This window comes from Sporosarcina sp. Marseille-Q4063, from assembly GCF_018309085.1.
Lineage (GTDB): Bacteria > Bacillota > Bacilli > Bacillales_A > Planococcaceae > Sporosarcina.
Genome location: NZ_CP070502.1, coordinates 1,193,142 through 1,209,330 on the forward strand (window position 1 = coordinate 1,193,142; position 16,189 = coordinate 1,209,330).

Annotated in this window: 15 protein-coding genes; 6 read left to right on the forward strand and 9 right to left on the reverse strand. The window is 39.4% G+C overall.

Translation table 11 applies throughout. The features are described 5' to 3' along the window. Window positions 1-46 precede the first annotated feature (46 nt). The 9 genes from JSQ81_RS06085 to JSQ81_RS06125 form a co-directional block, all read right to left on the reverse strand. Entirely contained in the window at window positions 47-1,360 is a 1,314-nt protein-coding gene (locus JSQ81_RS06085; protein ID WP_249336655.1) for an ABC transporter substrate-binding protein, read from the reverse strand. Between the two features lie 177 nt (window positions 1,361-1,537). After that, window positions 1,538-2,866, reverse strand: coding sequence for an argininosuccinate lyase (gene argH, locus JSQ81_RS06090; protein WP_212606814.1), 1,329 nt, complete (start codon window positions 2,864-2,866; stop codon window positions 1,538-1,540). Beyond that, on the reverse strand, window positions 2,867-4,390 hold the full coding sequence (locus JSQ81_RS06095) for a Na+/H+ antiporter NhaC family protein (protein WP_212606815.1): 1,524 nt from the start codon (window positions 4,388-4,390) through the stop codon (window positions 2,867-2,869). 229 nt (window positions 4,391-4,619) lie between these two features. Further along, window positions 4,620-5,651: a sensor histidine kinase gene (locus JSQ81_RS06100; protein WP_249336656.1), complete on the reverse strand. Its 1,032-nt coding sequence runs from the start codon at window positions 5,649-5,651 to the stop codon at window positions 4,620-4,622. A gap of 49 nt (window positions 5,652-5,700) precedes the next feature. Then, window positions 5,701-6,387 (reverse strand): response regulator transcription factor, encoded by a 687-nt coding sequence (locus JSQ81_RS06105; RefSeq protein ID WP_212606816.1) that lies wholly within the window; start codon window positions 6,385-6,387, stop codon window positions 5,701-5,703. A 39-nt stretch (window positions 6,388-6,426) separates the two neighbouring features. Further along, on the reverse strand, window positions 6,427-6,969 hold the full coding sequence (locus JSQ81_RS06110; RefSeq protein ID WP_212606817.1) for a TlpA disulfide reductase family protein: 543 nt from the start codon (window positions 6,967-6,969) through the stop codon (window positions 6,427-6,429). A gap of 17 nt (window positions 6,970-6,986) precedes the next feature. Then, window positions 6,987-7,745, reverse strand: a complete 759-nt coding sequence (locus tag JSQ81_RS06115) for a cytochrome c biogenesis CcdA family protein (RefSeq protein WP_212606818.1) — start codon at window positions 7,743-7,745, stop codon at window positions 6,987-6,989. Continuing rightward, on the reverse strand, window positions 7,745-8,386 hold the full coding sequence (locus JSQ81_RS06120; protein ID WP_212606819.1) for a hypothetical protein: 642 nt from the start codon (window positions 8,384-8,386) through the stop codon (window positions 7,745-7,747). Before JSQ81_RS06120 ends, JSQ81_RS06115 begins: the two co-directional genes overlap by 1 nt. A gap of 317 nt (window positions 8,387-8,703) precedes the next feature. Further along, the gene (locus tag JSQ81_RS06125; RefSeq protein ID WP_256437729.1) at window positions 8,704-9,042 is read right to left on the reverse strand and encodes a sulfite exporter TauE/SafE family protein; all 339 of its coding nucleotides are present in this window, start codon (window positions 9,040-9,042) and stop codon (window positions 8,704-8,706) included. A gap of 148 nt (window positions 9,043-9,190) precedes the next feature. Between JSQ81_RS06125 and JSQ81_RS06130 the strand changes: the two genes are divergently transcribed. The 6 genes from JSQ81_RS06130 (at window position 9,191) to JSQ81_RS06155 (ending at window position 16,179) form a co-directional block, all read left to right on the forward strand. Next, complete coding sequence (locus JSQ81_RS06130; RefSeq protein ID WP_212606820.1) at window positions 9,191-10,681, forward strand: spore germination protein; 1,491 nt, start codon at window positions 9,191-9,193, stop codon at window positions 10,679-10,681. A gap of 3 nt (window positions 10,682-10,684) precedes the next feature. After that, window positions 10,685-11,803: a GerAB/ArcD/ProY family transporter gene (locus JSQ81_RS06135; RefSeq protein ID WP_371812539.1), complete on the forward strand. Its 1,119-nt coding sequence runs from the start codon at window positions 10,685-10,687 to the stop codon at window positions 11,801-11,803. After that, entirely contained in the window at window positions 11,800-12,936 is a 1,137-nt protein-coding gene (locus JSQ81_RS06140; protein WP_212606822.1) for a Ger(x)C family spore germination protein, read from the forward strand. Before JSQ81_RS06135 ends, JSQ81_RS06140 begins: the two co-directional genes overlap by 4 nt. Before the next feature lie 154 nt (window positions 12,937-13,090). Next, window positions 13,091-13,993 (forward strand): DoxX-like family protein, encoded by a 903-nt coding sequence (locus JSQ81_RS06145; protein ID WP_212606823.1) that lies wholly within the window; start codon window positions 13,091-13,093, stop codon window positions 13,991-13,993. Between the two features lies 1 nt (window position 13,994). Further along, window positions 13,995-14,609, forward strand: a complete 615-nt coding sequence (locus JSQ81_RS06150; protein WP_212606824.1) for a DUF4166 domain-containing protein — start codon at window positions 13,995-13,997, stop codon at window positions 14,607-14,609. Further along, window positions 14,590-16,179 carry a YndJ family protein gene (locus JSQ81_RS06155; protein WP_249336657.1) on the forward strand — a complete coding sequence of 530 codons (1,590 nt, stop codon included), beginning with the start codon at window positions 14,590-14,592 and terminating at the stop codon, window positions 16,177-16,179. Before JSQ81_RS06150 ends, JSQ81_RS06155 begins: the two co-directional genes overlap by 20 nt. Window positions 16,180-16,189 lie beyond the last annotated feature (10 nt).

Sequence of the window (16,189 nt, forward strand, 5' to 3'; positions counted from 1 at the left end):
TTGCTGCAAGGAGAATACTTCTCCCCTCGCAACACCTAATAATCAATTACTTATTTTTTTCTATTAGTTTTTCCACTGCCGACTGCGCTGCCTGCAATCCTTCTGCCGAAGACTTTTTCCCAAGCAGGACTGCATCAAGTTCAGGGTTAATCAGATTGATAAAGTCGGGCGCATTTACCGGAACCGGCGTCAATAGCGTTTGATCCATATTGTCTACGGCCATTTGGTACACCATGCGATCGGTTTCCGACATCTCTTCGCTCTTTGCGGCATTTTCCGCCGCCTCAATATTGGCGACATTATCGAAGTTTTTCACTGCCCAATATTCTTGAGCTTCTGCACCCGTCAAATATTTAATGAATTCCCATGCTTCCTCCGCATTCTTTGAACCTTCAGGTATTTCCGCGACGAATCCACCGCCCCAACTCGTATGACCGCTGCCTTCTGTCCGTTCAGGAAGCATTGCTACCCCGAAATTCAAATCTGGTGCGTAGTCGCGAATCTGCGTGTAGAAAGTCGGTGTGTTAACGAACATGCCAAGTTTTCCATTGAAGAATGGATTTCCTTGTTGGCTATCAATCTGTGCTTGATAGGCGTTAATCGTGTTATCTCCGTACCGTTCACGCCATTTCACCAGCCAGTCAAGCGTATCCCGATTCACATCCGTGTCGATTTTGACCTCTCCCTCGCTGTCAAAATAATTCATGCCGTCAGCATTCAACATCCAGACATCCGAAGCGACTCCCCAAAGCGGATAAAAACCTATGCGTTCATATGTATCGCCGTCTTTCTTATCTAATTTCGCGGCATACTCTTCCAGTTCTTCCCACGTAGTAGGCGGTTTCTCCGGATTTAGACCCGCTTCTTCGAAAGCGTCTTTATTATAATAAAGGATTCTCGTATCCGTATTGAAAGGAATGCCGTAAGAATCACCTTCGTGTAAAGTAGCTTCCCACAGCTCCGGATAGAAATCGACAGAGATATCATCTTTTTCAAGGAACTGCGATAAATTCATCGCTTGATTCTTTTGTCCGCGCAAAGCGGTAGCGTTGATATCGTTGATTACTACATCAGGTGGTGACTTTGCTGCAATCGCTGCCAATTCTTTTGTCCAAATATCGCCCCATGGGACAAAGGTATGTGTGACTTCAATTTCATCTTGCGATTGATTGAAATCCTCGACAATTTTTTCGACAACAGGTCGTCTAATTTCCGACCCCCAAAATATCCAAAAATCGACTTTCACTTTCTCATTCCCGTCCGATTCTTTCTGGCTCACAGTCCCAGTCTTGAAGCCGGCACATCCTGAAAGCATCAGAAAGAGGGCAGCCAATAATAAAATTGCTCGCCTCTTAACCAACTATATAACCCCCTTATATAATTCTAATATGTAGAAGTGCTTCGGCCGCAGTTCGACATATTTACATGTATTTACCCCTAACAAAATACAATAAACCCTATTTTCTAACAATTCGACAGAAAGTCCCACGCAAAAAAGGACCAATCTTCAAAGGATTGGTCCTTGGTCATAGTATGTTTAACTTAAAACTTCTTTCATCAAGCCTTTATTCCCTTTTGTCAATAAATTCTCGTAATCGATGTACTCGTAAATATCGTCTCCGATGGTGTTGCTGAATTTCGCCATTTCCACAAGCGTCAAATCCTCGATTGCTTTACCGTGTTCTTCGCAGTAAATAATGAGTTGTCCGACGATTCCATGCGCGTCTCTGAAAGGCGTTCCTCGACTCACCAAATAATCGGCAACTTCCGTAGCATTCAAGAAGCCCGCTTTAACTGCTTCTTTCATTTTATCCGCGTTGACATGAAGCGTATCAATCATTTTCGACATGATTTCTAAACAATCCATCACTGTATCGAGTGCATCGAAAAATTGTTCTTTATCTTCTTGCATATCTTTATTATACGTAAGCGGCAACCCTTTTAACGTTGTCAGTAAAGCAAATAACGACCCATAAACACGCCCCGTTTTTCCGCGAATTAATTCCGCAGCGTCTGGATTTTTCTTTTGCGGCATGATGCTGCTGCCTGTTGAGTACGCATCATCCATTTTGATGAACTGGAATTCTTGGCTGCTCCATAAAATGAGTTCTTCGCTTAATCGGCTTAAGTGCATCATAATGATCGAGAAATCGGACATTAATTCCAATAAATAATCACGATCGCTGACTCCGTCCAAGAAGTTATCGACAGGTTTCGTGAATCCTAATAATGAGGTGGTTACGTCGCGGTCGATATTATGCGTTGTTCCTGCCAAAGCACCGCATCCGAGCGGGTTTTCATCTAAAATCTCAATCGCGTTTTCGATACGTTTTTTATCGCGAGCAAACATTTGCGCATAGGCGCCGAGATGATGACTGAACGTCACGACTTGGGCACGTTGCAAATGTGTGTAGCCCGGCATGATGACGTTATTGTCTGCCGCTTTCTGATTGAGCGACACAATCAGTTGTTGAAGGGAGTCCATAACGTCGCTTGCTTTGTTTTTCGCATAAAGTCTCATATCCACCGCGACTTGGTCGTTACGGCTACGTGCGGTATGAAGTTTTTTACCTGTTTCGCCGATTCGTTCGGTTAAATTCACTTCGATAAATGAGTGAATATCTTCGTAATTACCTTCGATTTTTAATTCCCCGGATTCGATATCCGCTAAAATTTCTTTCAGACCATTGACTAAAAGTTCGCCTTCATCTGCAGTCAATAAATCGCTATGAACGAGCATCGTCACATGCGCCAAGCTCCCTGCGATATCTTCTTGATAGAGTCTTTTGTCGACTGGCAATGATGTATTAAATTGCTCCATGATTTCATGTGCTTTACTGGAAAATCTTCCACCCCAAAGTTTCATTTAAACGCCCACCTCTTTGTTGTATTTTCTTGCATTTAATTTCGATAATATAAAAACGGCAGCAAATAGAAGAACAATTGCTAAGATTAATGTAAGCGCGCTTCCTGTAATTCCTGCCACGACGTACCCGATAAACGCGATGATTCCGCTCACTAAAGCATAAGGAAACTGAGTTTTAACGTGATCGATATGATCCGCTCCCGCGCCTGTTGAAGACAAAATCGTCGTGTCTGAAATCGGTGAACAATGGTCCCCGAATATGCCACCGGAAAGTACAGCACCGATACAAACTAATAAATGCGCATCGAGTGCGACCGCCATCGGAATTGCGATTGGCAACATGATGGCGAATGTTCCCCAAGAGGAACCTGCAGCCAACGACATTCCCGCCCCAACTGCAAATAAAATCGCTGGGATGATAAATGCTGGAACATTTCCTTTTGTGATTTCAACGATGTATTCGGCAGTGCCCATTTCATTAATGACTTGACTGAGCGCCCATGCCAATACAAGCGTAACAGAGACATATACCATTTTCTGCATTCCAGCCGTATATGTATCGAAGATTTCACCGAATTTCTTCACTTTAAAAATGAGCATAAGGATGACAATGGTAATGGCTGCGAAAAAGTAAGCCGAACTCAACGAAACTCTGAAATCGCTCCCCGCAACCGGTGTCATCGGGAATCCGAACGAAATTAACAAACCGAATAATGTCACGAATAAAACGACAAGTGGTAGCCAAATGAGTATTGCATGACTTTCGGTTTTATTTTCGACGTCTTCTTCTGCTCTTCTCAGCGGTTTTGATTCGGGCCAATAAAGAGCGCCTGTCGTCTGAATACGGCGTTCCGCTTTTGCCATCGGACCAAAATCCAATTTTGTAAATGCTACGAGTGGAACCATTAAGACGACTAAAATTGCGTAAAATTGAAATGGAATCACACTTACTAATGTACTGAATTCTGACGTCGTAATCTTTAATAGATCAAACTCTTGTTTAATTAACCCCATAATGTATACGCCCCAGCCAATAAACGGGATAAGCACCGCGACTGGCGAAGAAGTAGAGTCAATGATCCAAGCGAGTTTCTCTCGTGAAATTTTTGCTTTATCGAAAATCTTTTCAAATACGGGTCCAACGATTAGCGGCGTCCCCAAATCAGAGAAGAAAATAATAATGCCGCCAAACCATGCGGCCACTTGCGCTTTGGCTCGTGTATTAATGAAGTTTGTCGCTTTTGCGGCAAGCGCCGCCCCGCCCCCCGATTTCTCCATTAGCCCGACAAATCCGCCAATGAAAAATAGTAAAACTAACACAGCCGCATTGTAACTATCAGCAACTTGCGGGAATAAATAACTTCCGATTGTTTCCATCGTCGCTTCCAACGGACGTCCACCAACGAGAACTAATACCCCGATATAGACCCCTGAAAATAATGAAATAATAACGTTTTTAGTAATCATCGCTAGAATGACTGCGATTAGCGGCGGTAGTAATGATATCAATCCCATATGTTCCATTTTGTAAAATCCCCTTCTCGTGGTGTGAATGTTTATGCAATATATTGTATTATAATGAGTGTCGTGGAATTTTGCAATACTATTTTCATTATATCGATTAATTCACATGGAATGATACTTTAGAAGAAGCCTATCACCTACAATAATGACAACCTGCAACCTGAATGACATCGCGGCATAATCCTGCTTCAATTTTATCAAACAAAAACACTCGTGCAGGTATTAACTTTCACGAGTGTTTTAGTGGCAATGAAACCCAAAATATATTCTGCTTATCAGTTGTTATTACACCTATTTTGCCTTGATGATGACGTTTGACAATTTCTTTTGAAATAGCCAGACCTAATCCCGATCCCCCAGTCATCCGACTGCGTGAAGAATCGAGTCGATAAAAACGTCTAAAAATATTTTCTCTCTCTTCTTCTGGGATTGGTTTACTAGGTCCTTTAATAGAAATACAGTAATTTTCTTCTCGCTTTTTGCCGCTCAATATTATGGGCTCCGTACCTTCATAATATTGGACTGCATTATCTAGTAGATTACTAATGACTTGTTGAATGCCCTCTACATGAATATTTAGCTCATATGGCTCCGTCTCTACTTGAACTTGAATGTCTTCCTTTACGAATCTCCGAGTAAACATTGCGATACTTTGATGCAATAACTTTTCTATTTCGTATGGTTTTTTTTGAACGATTGCTTGTTCTGTTAAATAATCCCACTCTTTTAGTTGTTCAAGTTGGTCAATCATTTGAGTTAAACGATTTGATTCCTCATAAAGCGCAGTAAATAATGCTGCATTCCCTGCTAAATCTTCATCTTTTAACGCCTGTAAATACCCACTTAAATTAGCTAACGGCGTCCTAATTTCATGAGACAAATCACTAACTAATTTCTTTCTATGATCTTCATTCTTTTGCAACTGTTCTAAAAGCTCATTATATTGTTCGATTAACTGCCCTACTTCATCCGTTCGGGAAATTTTTATAGGCTCAGGGTAGTTTCCAAGTTTCATTTGCTTTGTCGATTGAATGAGTTTTCGAATTGGTTGGATAAGCTTTTTCATCACATAGAAATGAAAGATGCTTCCTATAATAGCTGCTGTAATCATAAATATCCATATATAATTCAAAAGCGTATTGTTGAATTGTCTTTGTCCTTGTGCATCTAAATTCCCGACTCCAGCTGCTAGAAAACAAGCTGTGTGATAAATTGCCCATCCGCTAAAAGCAGTGGCAGTTACGAGCACAACGATATTCAAAATACTGAGTCGCCAGAGAAAACCAGAGGGGATGAGCGAAGTTAGATACTTACTTATTCGCGACAAATTTATACCCCATTCCTCTAACAGTTACAACACGGGTTGGTCTAGCAGAATTATCTTCAATTTTTTCTCTAAGTTTTTTTATGTGTGCATCAATCGTCCGATCCATTACCGTATCATCATTGTGCGAATATATCTGGTTAATCAGTTGTTCACGTGATAAAACGATATTGGGATTTTGCATAAAATAATAAAGTAAATTAAACTCATATCTTGTTAATTTTATTTCATTGCCGTACAGTAATACTTCTCCCTTTCTTGGCATAATACATAATCCCTCACGTACAATCTTTTGACAAAAATGATCCGTACGCCTCAGCACAGCCTCTACTTGTGCAACTAATTCGTTCGGGTCAAATGGTTTTGTCATGTAAGCATCTGCGCCTAAGTTTAGACCCGTAATTTTATCGTCAATACGTGCTTTGGCTGAAAGCATAATAATTGAAACATCATGTTGATCCCGTTCACGGAGCCATGCATAAAATTCTTCCCCGCTTACTTTCGGTAACATTAAATCTAATATGATTAAGCAGGGTAAATGCTCTAAATAAACGGATTTGGCTTCTTCTCCATCATTTGCCTCCACTACTCCGTAACCACTTTTCTTTAAATATATGCGAATTAGATTTCGAATCATTTCATCGTCTTCAACAATCATAATTGTTTCTTGCATTCGAATCACCTCACTAGTAGTCTATATGACACTATAGTGTTACTCTAACATTTCAAACTGCTGCACCATCATGTCATAATTCATTGCGCCCATCATCACAAATTGAATACGACCTTTTGAGTCAATCATAAACGTTGTTGGATAAGCGACGATTTGATATAGATTCGCCACTTCAGATTCTTCATCTAAAGGGACTGTGAAAGTTAACTCGTACTCATCGATAAACTTTTGAACATTTGCAGGGTCTGATTCAGTATCGGTCAAATTGACGGCTAGAACCAACACATCGTTGTTTGCTTGAAACTTTTGCATATCAGGCATTTCTGCTCTGCACGGCGGACACCAAGTAGCCCAGAAATTTAGCATAATACGTTCACCTTTAAAATCCGATAACTTCACAGTCTTACCTTCTAGTGTCGTCAGTTTAAAATCAAGCGGCGTATCGCCTTTCCGATTTCCTATTTTACCTGTATCAGCGTCGTATTTTTCAACAGTACTCCCCGCACTAGGAGCCAGCACATACTCATACACGACCAAACCTAGCATTCCAACAATAACGATTGCTAAAACCCACTTTTTCACAAGCGATCCCTCCATTACTATCCCAATTTTTCAAACCATGTATCTTGAACCAAATCCAGAAGAAATTCTGTAATTCGAGGCATCTGACCCGTAAACAAAACAAGCCCCATTATAATCATAATGACCGCACCTATTTTCATAATCACTTCACTACGACGAACAATCCATTTTGTCGAACCAAGAAAGAAAGTTAATAGCAAGAATGGCAGTGCAAAACCAACTACATACATCCCTGTATAGATCATCCCTTGCCCCGGGTTACTTGCCGCTAGAAATAAAATAGAGCCAAATATAGGACCAATGCAAGGTGTCCACCCTGCCGCAAAACCGACCCCAACAAAAAATGTACCTAAATAGCCAACAGGTCTTTTCGATGACTGGAATCTCTTTTCCTTCATTAAGGCTGTGATCTTAATCCATCCTCCAACGAAAAGCCCCATGAAAATAATGAATATTCCAGCTAACCTTTGTATGAGCAACCCCGAATCCCCTATCAAAAGTCTTTGAATCCACTGGCCTAAAAACGAAGCACCGATGCCCAAACTAATAAAAACAAGAGAAACGCCTAATAAGAAAAATAGGGAATGGCTCAGCAATTTACTCCGTATTTTAACATTTCCATTTCCCTGTAATTCTTTCACACTGATTCCCGTAATATACGATAAATATGCAGGGAAAATCGGCAACACGCAAGGCGACAAGAAAGATAACGCTCCTGCTCCCATTGCTAAAAATATGCCTACCACTAACATTGTCTCTGATTCAATTCCACCCATTAAATGACCTTCTTTCTTTTTCTAAAAATAAATGCTGTAATACTGCTAAATAACATCAGCACTAAAAACCACGCGTGCATGGTATAACCAAATACCATCATCAAAGGCATACTAAATGATAATCCTAAAGCTCCCGCACTCCATCCGATTAACATGATCCTCGCGAGTTGGTCAGTCCTTACACGATTCTGCATAAATATATAGATCAAACTCAGTACAGCCAATAAAATAAAATACGCAAGGGAGTATCTGTTGTCATTCCAAACGATTTGAATGAACTCGTAAGCAAATGAGGAAATCAAAAACACATAAATAAAAGCCCCGAATAATCCAAGAATATCAGCACGTTCTCGTTTACTTTTATAAACAACTGTGATGACAGTCAAAAAAAATGCAAAATAAAATGCAGAAGAATTACTCGGATACGCTAATATGACTAACGGATTTTTGATGAATATAGAGAAATTTAAAATAACTTTTCCAACCCAAATAAAAAGAATGAAGTTGATTAGTTGCGAGGTCAATTTCTCCAATTGAAGTTTCTTTTCCGTTCGTGGCAGATTGCTAAATAAATAAAAAGAAAATAAACCTATAATCCAACTGATGATCTTCATACCAATCGACAAGTGAGCACTATCCAAGACGTTCCTCCTCTGTTTCAATCTTTGCCTTCATATTACTAAAGCTGTGTGAAAGTTTGATGAAAATCAGGAAGTTTGTTGTTAACAATACAATCGAGGTGTATTTAGATGTTAGGAATGTTTAGACGGGGACTAAACAGTAGAAAAAATATAACCCAAGAACGGTGTGAACACAGCATCCTTGGGTTCTAATTTAGCCACGGATGGAAATATAAAAAAGCCTAATTTCTCAATTTATCCGGAGAAATCAGGCTTTTTTCATTGCTCCATTTAGCAGCTTACTTTAAATGATGATTCTACCACTTATCAACTAAAGTTTATAAAATTTCAATCCATGTTTTCACTGCAGTAGCTAAAATTAATAAAGCTAAAATAATCTGTAACACTTTTGTGTTGACTCTTTTCCCAACCTCGGCCCCTAATGGTGAAGCGACCAGGCTTGCCACGATCATGATAAACGCCGGGCCATATTCAACTTGCTCTGTTGAGATTTTCCCAATAGTTGAACCAATAGATGAAATAAACGTAATCGCTAGTGAAGAGGCAATGGTCATTCGGGTTGGGATTTTCAACACAACCAGCATGATAGGCACTAGCAAGAAGGATCCCCCCGGCGCCGTCGCCGCGAATGATAATGCAACACTTTGTATAATCATATATCACGTGAGTTTTGCAATATGAGTTTTTCTCGATTAATCACCAAACTAAGAAACTTTCACAATTAATCTTGTTATTATTGTTGTTATATTCCCCTCCTTTTTGCCACATACTGATTGTCATTCTCTTCTTAAGCAGGAGGTCAATTTGAAAACCAATACTATCTTTCCTTTACAAGTGAATGAATTGGAAATCATTATTAAAAGTAAATTCGAGAATAATTCGGATGAAGATTTACTATTTTCCGTATACGAACATAAAGGCAAAAAGATTGCCGTATTTGGCATTTCTTATTTAATGGATACGAATAAGTTGGAAAGTTCATTATTGACTCCTTTAATAAGTCATTCAGAACCATGGACAAGTATTGACGTATTAAACGAAATTCCTCTGGGAAATGGATCAATCACAAATTCACTGAAAGAAGTATTCAATAACATCATCTTTGGTGAGGTTTTCATTTATATTGAAGAAGAAAAGGAGATTGTTTCTTATTCCTTAAACGAAAAAGAAAAACGCAGTTTGGAGAAACCCGAGATTGAATCAGTCGTCATTGGTCCCCAGCTTTCCTTCACCGAGTCTTTATATACAAATTTAAATGTGATTCGTCAGCTTATCCCATCCACTGATCTTGTCATGGAAAAAATTATCGTCGGTCATGCAATACCTAGTGAAGTTCGACTTATTTATATGAAATCGGTTGCGAATGAGGCGGATGTCAATACGATGCGTCAACGTATTCAAGATTTGGATGTTGATGAAATAGAGGATAGTACTTCATTAAAGATATATATTGAAGATTCATCAACAACAATTTTTCCCCAATTTTATGTAACGGAGTTACCAACCCGTCTCGCATATACAATCAAAGAAGGTAAAATCGGTGTTTTAGTTGAAAATAGCCCGAATTGTTTTATAGGTCCCTCTAACTTTTTCAGCTTTTTCGAATCCATGGAAGATGTCTACTTGCGATGGATACCAACATCTGCTTTTCGTCTTCTGCGCTTGTTTGCAACGTTTGCCGCACTTGTGCTCACACCGCTTTATATCGCCGTCGTTACCTTTCATTATGAACTCATTCCAACAGCCTTGATTGTTTCCATAGGACAGTCTAGGGCGGCTGTTCCGTTTCCACCGATTCTAGAAGCATTACTGATCGAACTTATGATTGAGTTATTGCGTGAAGCAGGTGCAAGGCTACCGACTAAGGTTGGACAAACAATGGGTATTGTCGGCGGTATCGTTATTGGACAAGCAGCCGTTGCAGCCGGTCTGACGAGTAATATTTTAATCATCGTCGTGGCGATGAGCGCACTCGCTTCTTTTACGACACCAAGCTATGTGATTGGGACAACTTTTCGAGTCCTTCGTTTCCCGTTGATGATATTGGCAGGTTTCTACGGTATTATCGGTGTCATGTTCGGTATTTGTTTATTAATCATTCATCTACTCAGAATCAAATCTATCGGGCGCCCTTATTTAACGCCTATCTATCCATTAAAAATTAAAGATTTCAATAAGGTGTTCTTTCGCACACCGCCCGCCCGAAATAGTAAACGTGCCACTATGTATCGACCAAAGGATCGTGCGCGTGATTCCAAACAAGATGCGCATAAAAAACGTGATATTGAGGAGTAGGTGGTGCAATTGAAAGTCAATTTGACCATAAAACCTGGACAAAATATACGTGCTTTTTATTTAACCTTTATAATTGTCGGAATCCAAGTCGGAGTCGGTATTTTAGGGACACCGCGTTATATTTTTGAATCTGCTCGTCAAGATGCATGGGTTTCAGTCATCATTGCTTTTATATACATGCTCATTATTACGTGGGTGATGTTTATCATTTTAAATCAATATGAAAACGCCGATATTTTCGGCATACAAGTCGACATCTTTGGTAGATTGATTGGAAAGATACTTGGCACAATTTACATTATTTTCTTTATGGCGGAATTTCTTTCTGTTTTATTGAGTTACATTGAAATCATTCAAGTTTTTATCTTTCCTACGATGCCAAATTTCGTTATGGGCTTATTGTTACTTCTACTAGTTGTTTATTGCGTTAACGGCGGGATTCGTGTTGTTGTAGGGGTTGTCTTTATATTTAGCTTGCTATCACCATGGATTTTCGTCTTACTTTATGACCCGGTTTCGCGAATGGATTTCACTCATTTTCTGCCAATGTTCGATGCCTCTTTTACAGAATTACTTAAAGGTGCCCGAACAACTTCTTATTCCTTTCTCGGATTGGAAATTTTGTTTGTACTCTACCCTTTTATCCAAAATAAAAAGGATGCAAAACTTCCTGTCTATATAGGAATATCGATTTCCGCATTTCTTGTTCTGATCACAACGGTTATTTCTCTCGGCTATTATAGTCCAAACGATTTCAATTTGATGACTTGGCCAGTGTTGTCTTTATTTAAATCGGTTTCTTTTTCATTTATGGAGCGCTTTGATTATTTCATCATCGCGGAATGGATGATGGTTACAATTCCAACGATGGTGCTCCTAATGTGGATGATTACCTATGGGACGAAAAGATTATATGCCATACCGCAAAAAACTACCTTATATATAATTTCATTCTTATCTTTAATCGTTTGTACTGCGATTAATACAGATTTCGAAATTCGGAAGGTAAGCGATTTCGTTAATCAAATAGGATTTTGGATTGTGTTTATCTATCCGCTACTCCTCCTTCCCATCGTCTTATTTAAAAAGAAACGTCAGAAATCTAAAGGAAGTGCAAAATGAAATATATTAAAAAAATATTCATCGTATCCTTGGCTAGTTTTCTTCTTGCAAGTTGTGTGGAGACTCAAGCAATCGAAAAAATCGGGATTATAAACGCTCGCGGGCTAGACACTAAGGATGACTTGATCGAAACTACAGTCGTCGCTTTTCAATTTACCCCTGAAGCAAAAGAAATGACAAAAGTGATAACTGGAAAAGGAAAAACGGTTAAAGGCGCTTTGGAGAGTGCTGAAAGTTCCGCTTTATACAAACTGGCCCCCGGTAAGATAAAACTTAGTGTATTCGGAAAAGAACTGGCTGAAAAAGGAATTTTGCCTTTTTTGGATACAGCCGCGCGAGATGCTCGAGTTCCCGATTTGATGTATTTATCAGTGAGTAAAACAACTGCAAAAGAATTATTGTCAATCAGCGAAGAAAATATTGCGACGAATATTGGACAGTTTTTACACGGCTTGATCGAGAATCATTCGACCGGTCATAATATTCCTCGAAAAACATTACAAGACTTTTTGCGAATTTACTATGATGTCGGTCATGACAATGTTCTTCCTCTCTTTGAAATAGAGGAAGACGCGCCAAAACTAGTTAGCTTTGCGTTATTTAAAGGCGATCAGATGGTGGGCGAGTTGACCAATGATGAAATAACCCTAATCAATATAATGGATCGAACCGTAGAAGAACACCCGCTTGAATTTTCATTTCCCCTTGAACCCTTTAAAGACCACCTTGAAGAAAGAGAAAGAATGCCGCAAGAAACAGAGGTTCAGATTATGTTTCTGATAGACAAAGGGAATAGTAAAACAAAAATAGTGGATATTGATCGTTTAGCCTTTCAAACAGACACAACATTGAAATTGCGTTTATTGGAACAGTCTTCAGGAATTGTTTTGAAAAAGTCGCAGGTCATTACGTTGCTGGAAAAAGAAGTGAAAAAGGAAATGGAAAATCGTTTTGAAAAGCTGTTGGTTAAGGTTCAAAAACTTGACACCGACCCCTTTGGCTACGGACGTCTTTATAAAAAAACTCAAAAAGGAAAAGAGTTAACTATTGAGGAGTGGCGCGAGATATATCCGACAATCGAGGTTGACTTTAATGTCGATGTAGAAATTATTCAGCATGGCGTGATTGATTGAACGAAGAGCGACAGCGTCTTTTTATAACACTGTCGCTCTTTTTTGCGCATTTTTAGCATAGATTTTATGATTCATTTAATAAAATGGTAACTTCTATACTCAGTTTTCGTTATAATTAGTATACAATAGCGATCGGAAATAGGAGGTACATTGTATGAAGCCAAAGCCGATTTACGTTGAAATTCCCATTTACGCTAAACTTGATGATCTATGGGAAGCTTCACAAAACCCGCAGTTGCATGAACAATGGGATCTTCGTTTTTCCTCTATCACCTACCTACCGAAAAAAGAAAACGAAGTCCAACAATTTACCTATACAAGAACAGTTGGTCCATTTTATAAAGTCGAGGGATGGGGAAAAAGTGTTGGATCTTATCAAAATGATAAACAAAGAACTTCCTCTCTTCACTTTGGCACCGACCAAAAGCTCTCCCCTATCAGAGAAGGACGCGGATATTGGAAATATGAACAACTAGACGATTCCGTCAAATTTTTAACGCAATACGATTATGACGTCAACTTTGGTCGATCCGGAAAAATAGCAGACAAATTTGTTTTCCGTCCGCTTATCGGCTGGGCAACGGCGTTAAGTTTTGACGTGTTAAAAAGATGGCTAGAAAAAGGTGAGACCCCCGCCGCCCAGTACATCCGATTTTTCAGTACATATATAATTTCTTTGGCATTCGTATTTATATGGATGTACCAGGGGTTAATTCCCAAAATTATTGGCATGCATCCCGCAGAACTTGCAATGGTTGGAAATGTTTTTTCTGATAGTCAGGTAACATTAACGGTGATGATTATCGGCGTGTTGGAAGTGCTGTTTGGTCTTTTATGGCTTGTCTATCGTCGAAAAAATCATTTGTTTCTATTGCAGCTGATATTGTTTCCTTTATTAACGATTGCAGCGGTCGTTGCTGTTCCTGAAACAGCGATTCACCCGTTCAACCCTGTGACGTTCAATTTTTCGTTAATTATTCTGTCGCTGATTGGATTCATGCTATCGAAGGATGTTCCGTCTGCAAGAAGTTGTCTTAGAAAACGACGAGGTGTTTAACATGTCTATATTTAAAAAAGTAATGGGCAATGATTTTTCACGGCTGCATCCGATGCTTCAAAAGCGATACAACTTGCCGGAAGGCACTATTTTCAAAGCTTCTGGAATTATGAATGAAATAAAAGGCGGTCCAAAATGGCTCTCTCCCCTATTTCGAATTGGTACAAAGTGGAAGTTACTTTTTCCCGAACGCGGAAAATCAATCCCGTTTTCAATTACGAATACTTCCTATATAACTGAAGACGGCGAGAGTCATGTTCATTGGCAACGGATTTTTTATTTCGGAAATCAAAAAAGGTATTTCAATGCACTGATGAGTCTTGATGAAAAGCGGGTCGTTATTAAAGATTATTTAGGGGAACCGCATGTCGTATATGCCGACTTGGCGTTTACGGTGACTGCGAAGGGACATTTAAAGATCACCTCTTTGAATCAAAGACTCGTTCTAGGAAAACTTGAAATTCCTCTGCCGAAACTATTTCAAGGCCTGGCAACCGTGACGGAGAAATATGTGGATGAACTGGGATGCTATCAAATTACTGTACATGTGGAAAACCCATTAATCGGAACCGTATTTTCATATGAGGGGAAGTTTTATGCCGATGAAGATGCGTAATTTTGCGCTTATACATAGTTTGCTTGTTATTATTTTGATGATTGTCGGCACAACCCAGTGGCCGTTTCTGCTTTTAACAGTTGCGCAACTGGTGTATGTTCCGATTGCTTTGCGGCTCGTGATGGTTCCAGGTGATTGGTTGTCGAGGTATTATTATTTCTTTGCGATACCTGCTTATGTTTCAGTTGTGCTACTTCAAATAACTGTTTCTAATTGGGATGGCCTCTTGGCCGGTGTATATTTAATTTTCACAGTTACCATTGCGTTTTATGGATTATCTCGATTTTTCACGAGAGGCTTTACGAACATTGAAGAGTTTGCGATTGATTGCGGGCTTATGTATTTAGCGCTTGGCGGCGGATGGTATTTTGCGTATATAGCAGGAATCGACACTGGATTTACGCCGTTGATCACGTGGTTGACGGGCATTCATTTTCATTACTCCGCGTTTTTATTGCCGATTTTCGTTGGGTTTTTAGGGAGGCTTTATAAAACTACTTTTTACAAAGTTATTTGTGCAGTCATCATAGCATCTCCGATGGTTGTCGCCATTGGCATCACGTTTTCACGGTGGATTGAACTTCTATCAGTCATTCTTTATATGGTCGGTCTATATGGTTTACTTTATCTCACATGGAAAACGCCGTTTGTAAGTCGGATTCAAAAATGGTTCATTCGAATTTCATTTGCAGCACTTGGGTTGACCATTATTTTCTCGTTGTTTTATGCGCTTGGGAACGGGTTCGGAATAATTTCTGTTTCCATCGATTTTATGTTGCGTTTTCATGGTTTACTAAACTGTGTTTTATTTGCAATGATTGGCCTTATCGGGTGGGCATTGTCCGTTCCAAAAACAACTTTTTCACCACCGATATTTCCTGTTAGTCAGATTCGAGGCAAGTTTTTATACGATGGATATTCCGATGATATCTCCGGACTTGTTGATGATATGAAAGTATTCGAAATGGATTCCAATACGCTTTCGCCGAAGATTGTCGATTTCTATGAAAACACAGTGGATTACCGATTATTTGCTAGTGTGAAATGGCATGATTGGTTCATGCCTTTTGCTATTGTCTACAAGTTAATTAGTCGGAAAATGGAACAAATAAATCTGCCTTTGCATCGAAGAGAAGTTGAAATGACCGGGATGATTCATTCGGTTGATGGAAAACTGGATGGTCGTGAAAGGGTTCGCGCGTGGATTCGAAATGTTAATCATGAGACCGCCTTCGTCGCGCTTTATTCCATTCATGAAAATGAAGGTCGTACTTATATGAATATCGCTTTGCCATTGCCATTTTCAGCAATGATTGGCGCGTTGGATTTAATACAACATGGGAGTGACTTGCAACTTACAAGTAAAAAACTAAACTCCCCCACTTCAGATGCCGGGATTTATTTAGCCATAAAGAAAAGGCTTTTAAAATTACCGATTGAGGAAGACTTTTTTGTACGAGAAACTGAGGATGGATCGCTGATTGCTAATCATAAAATGTGGATTTTCTCGATTCCATTCCTCACAATTAATTATTCGATTCGTCACAGTTCAATTGGAAGACCGTTCTAGAAAAATTATG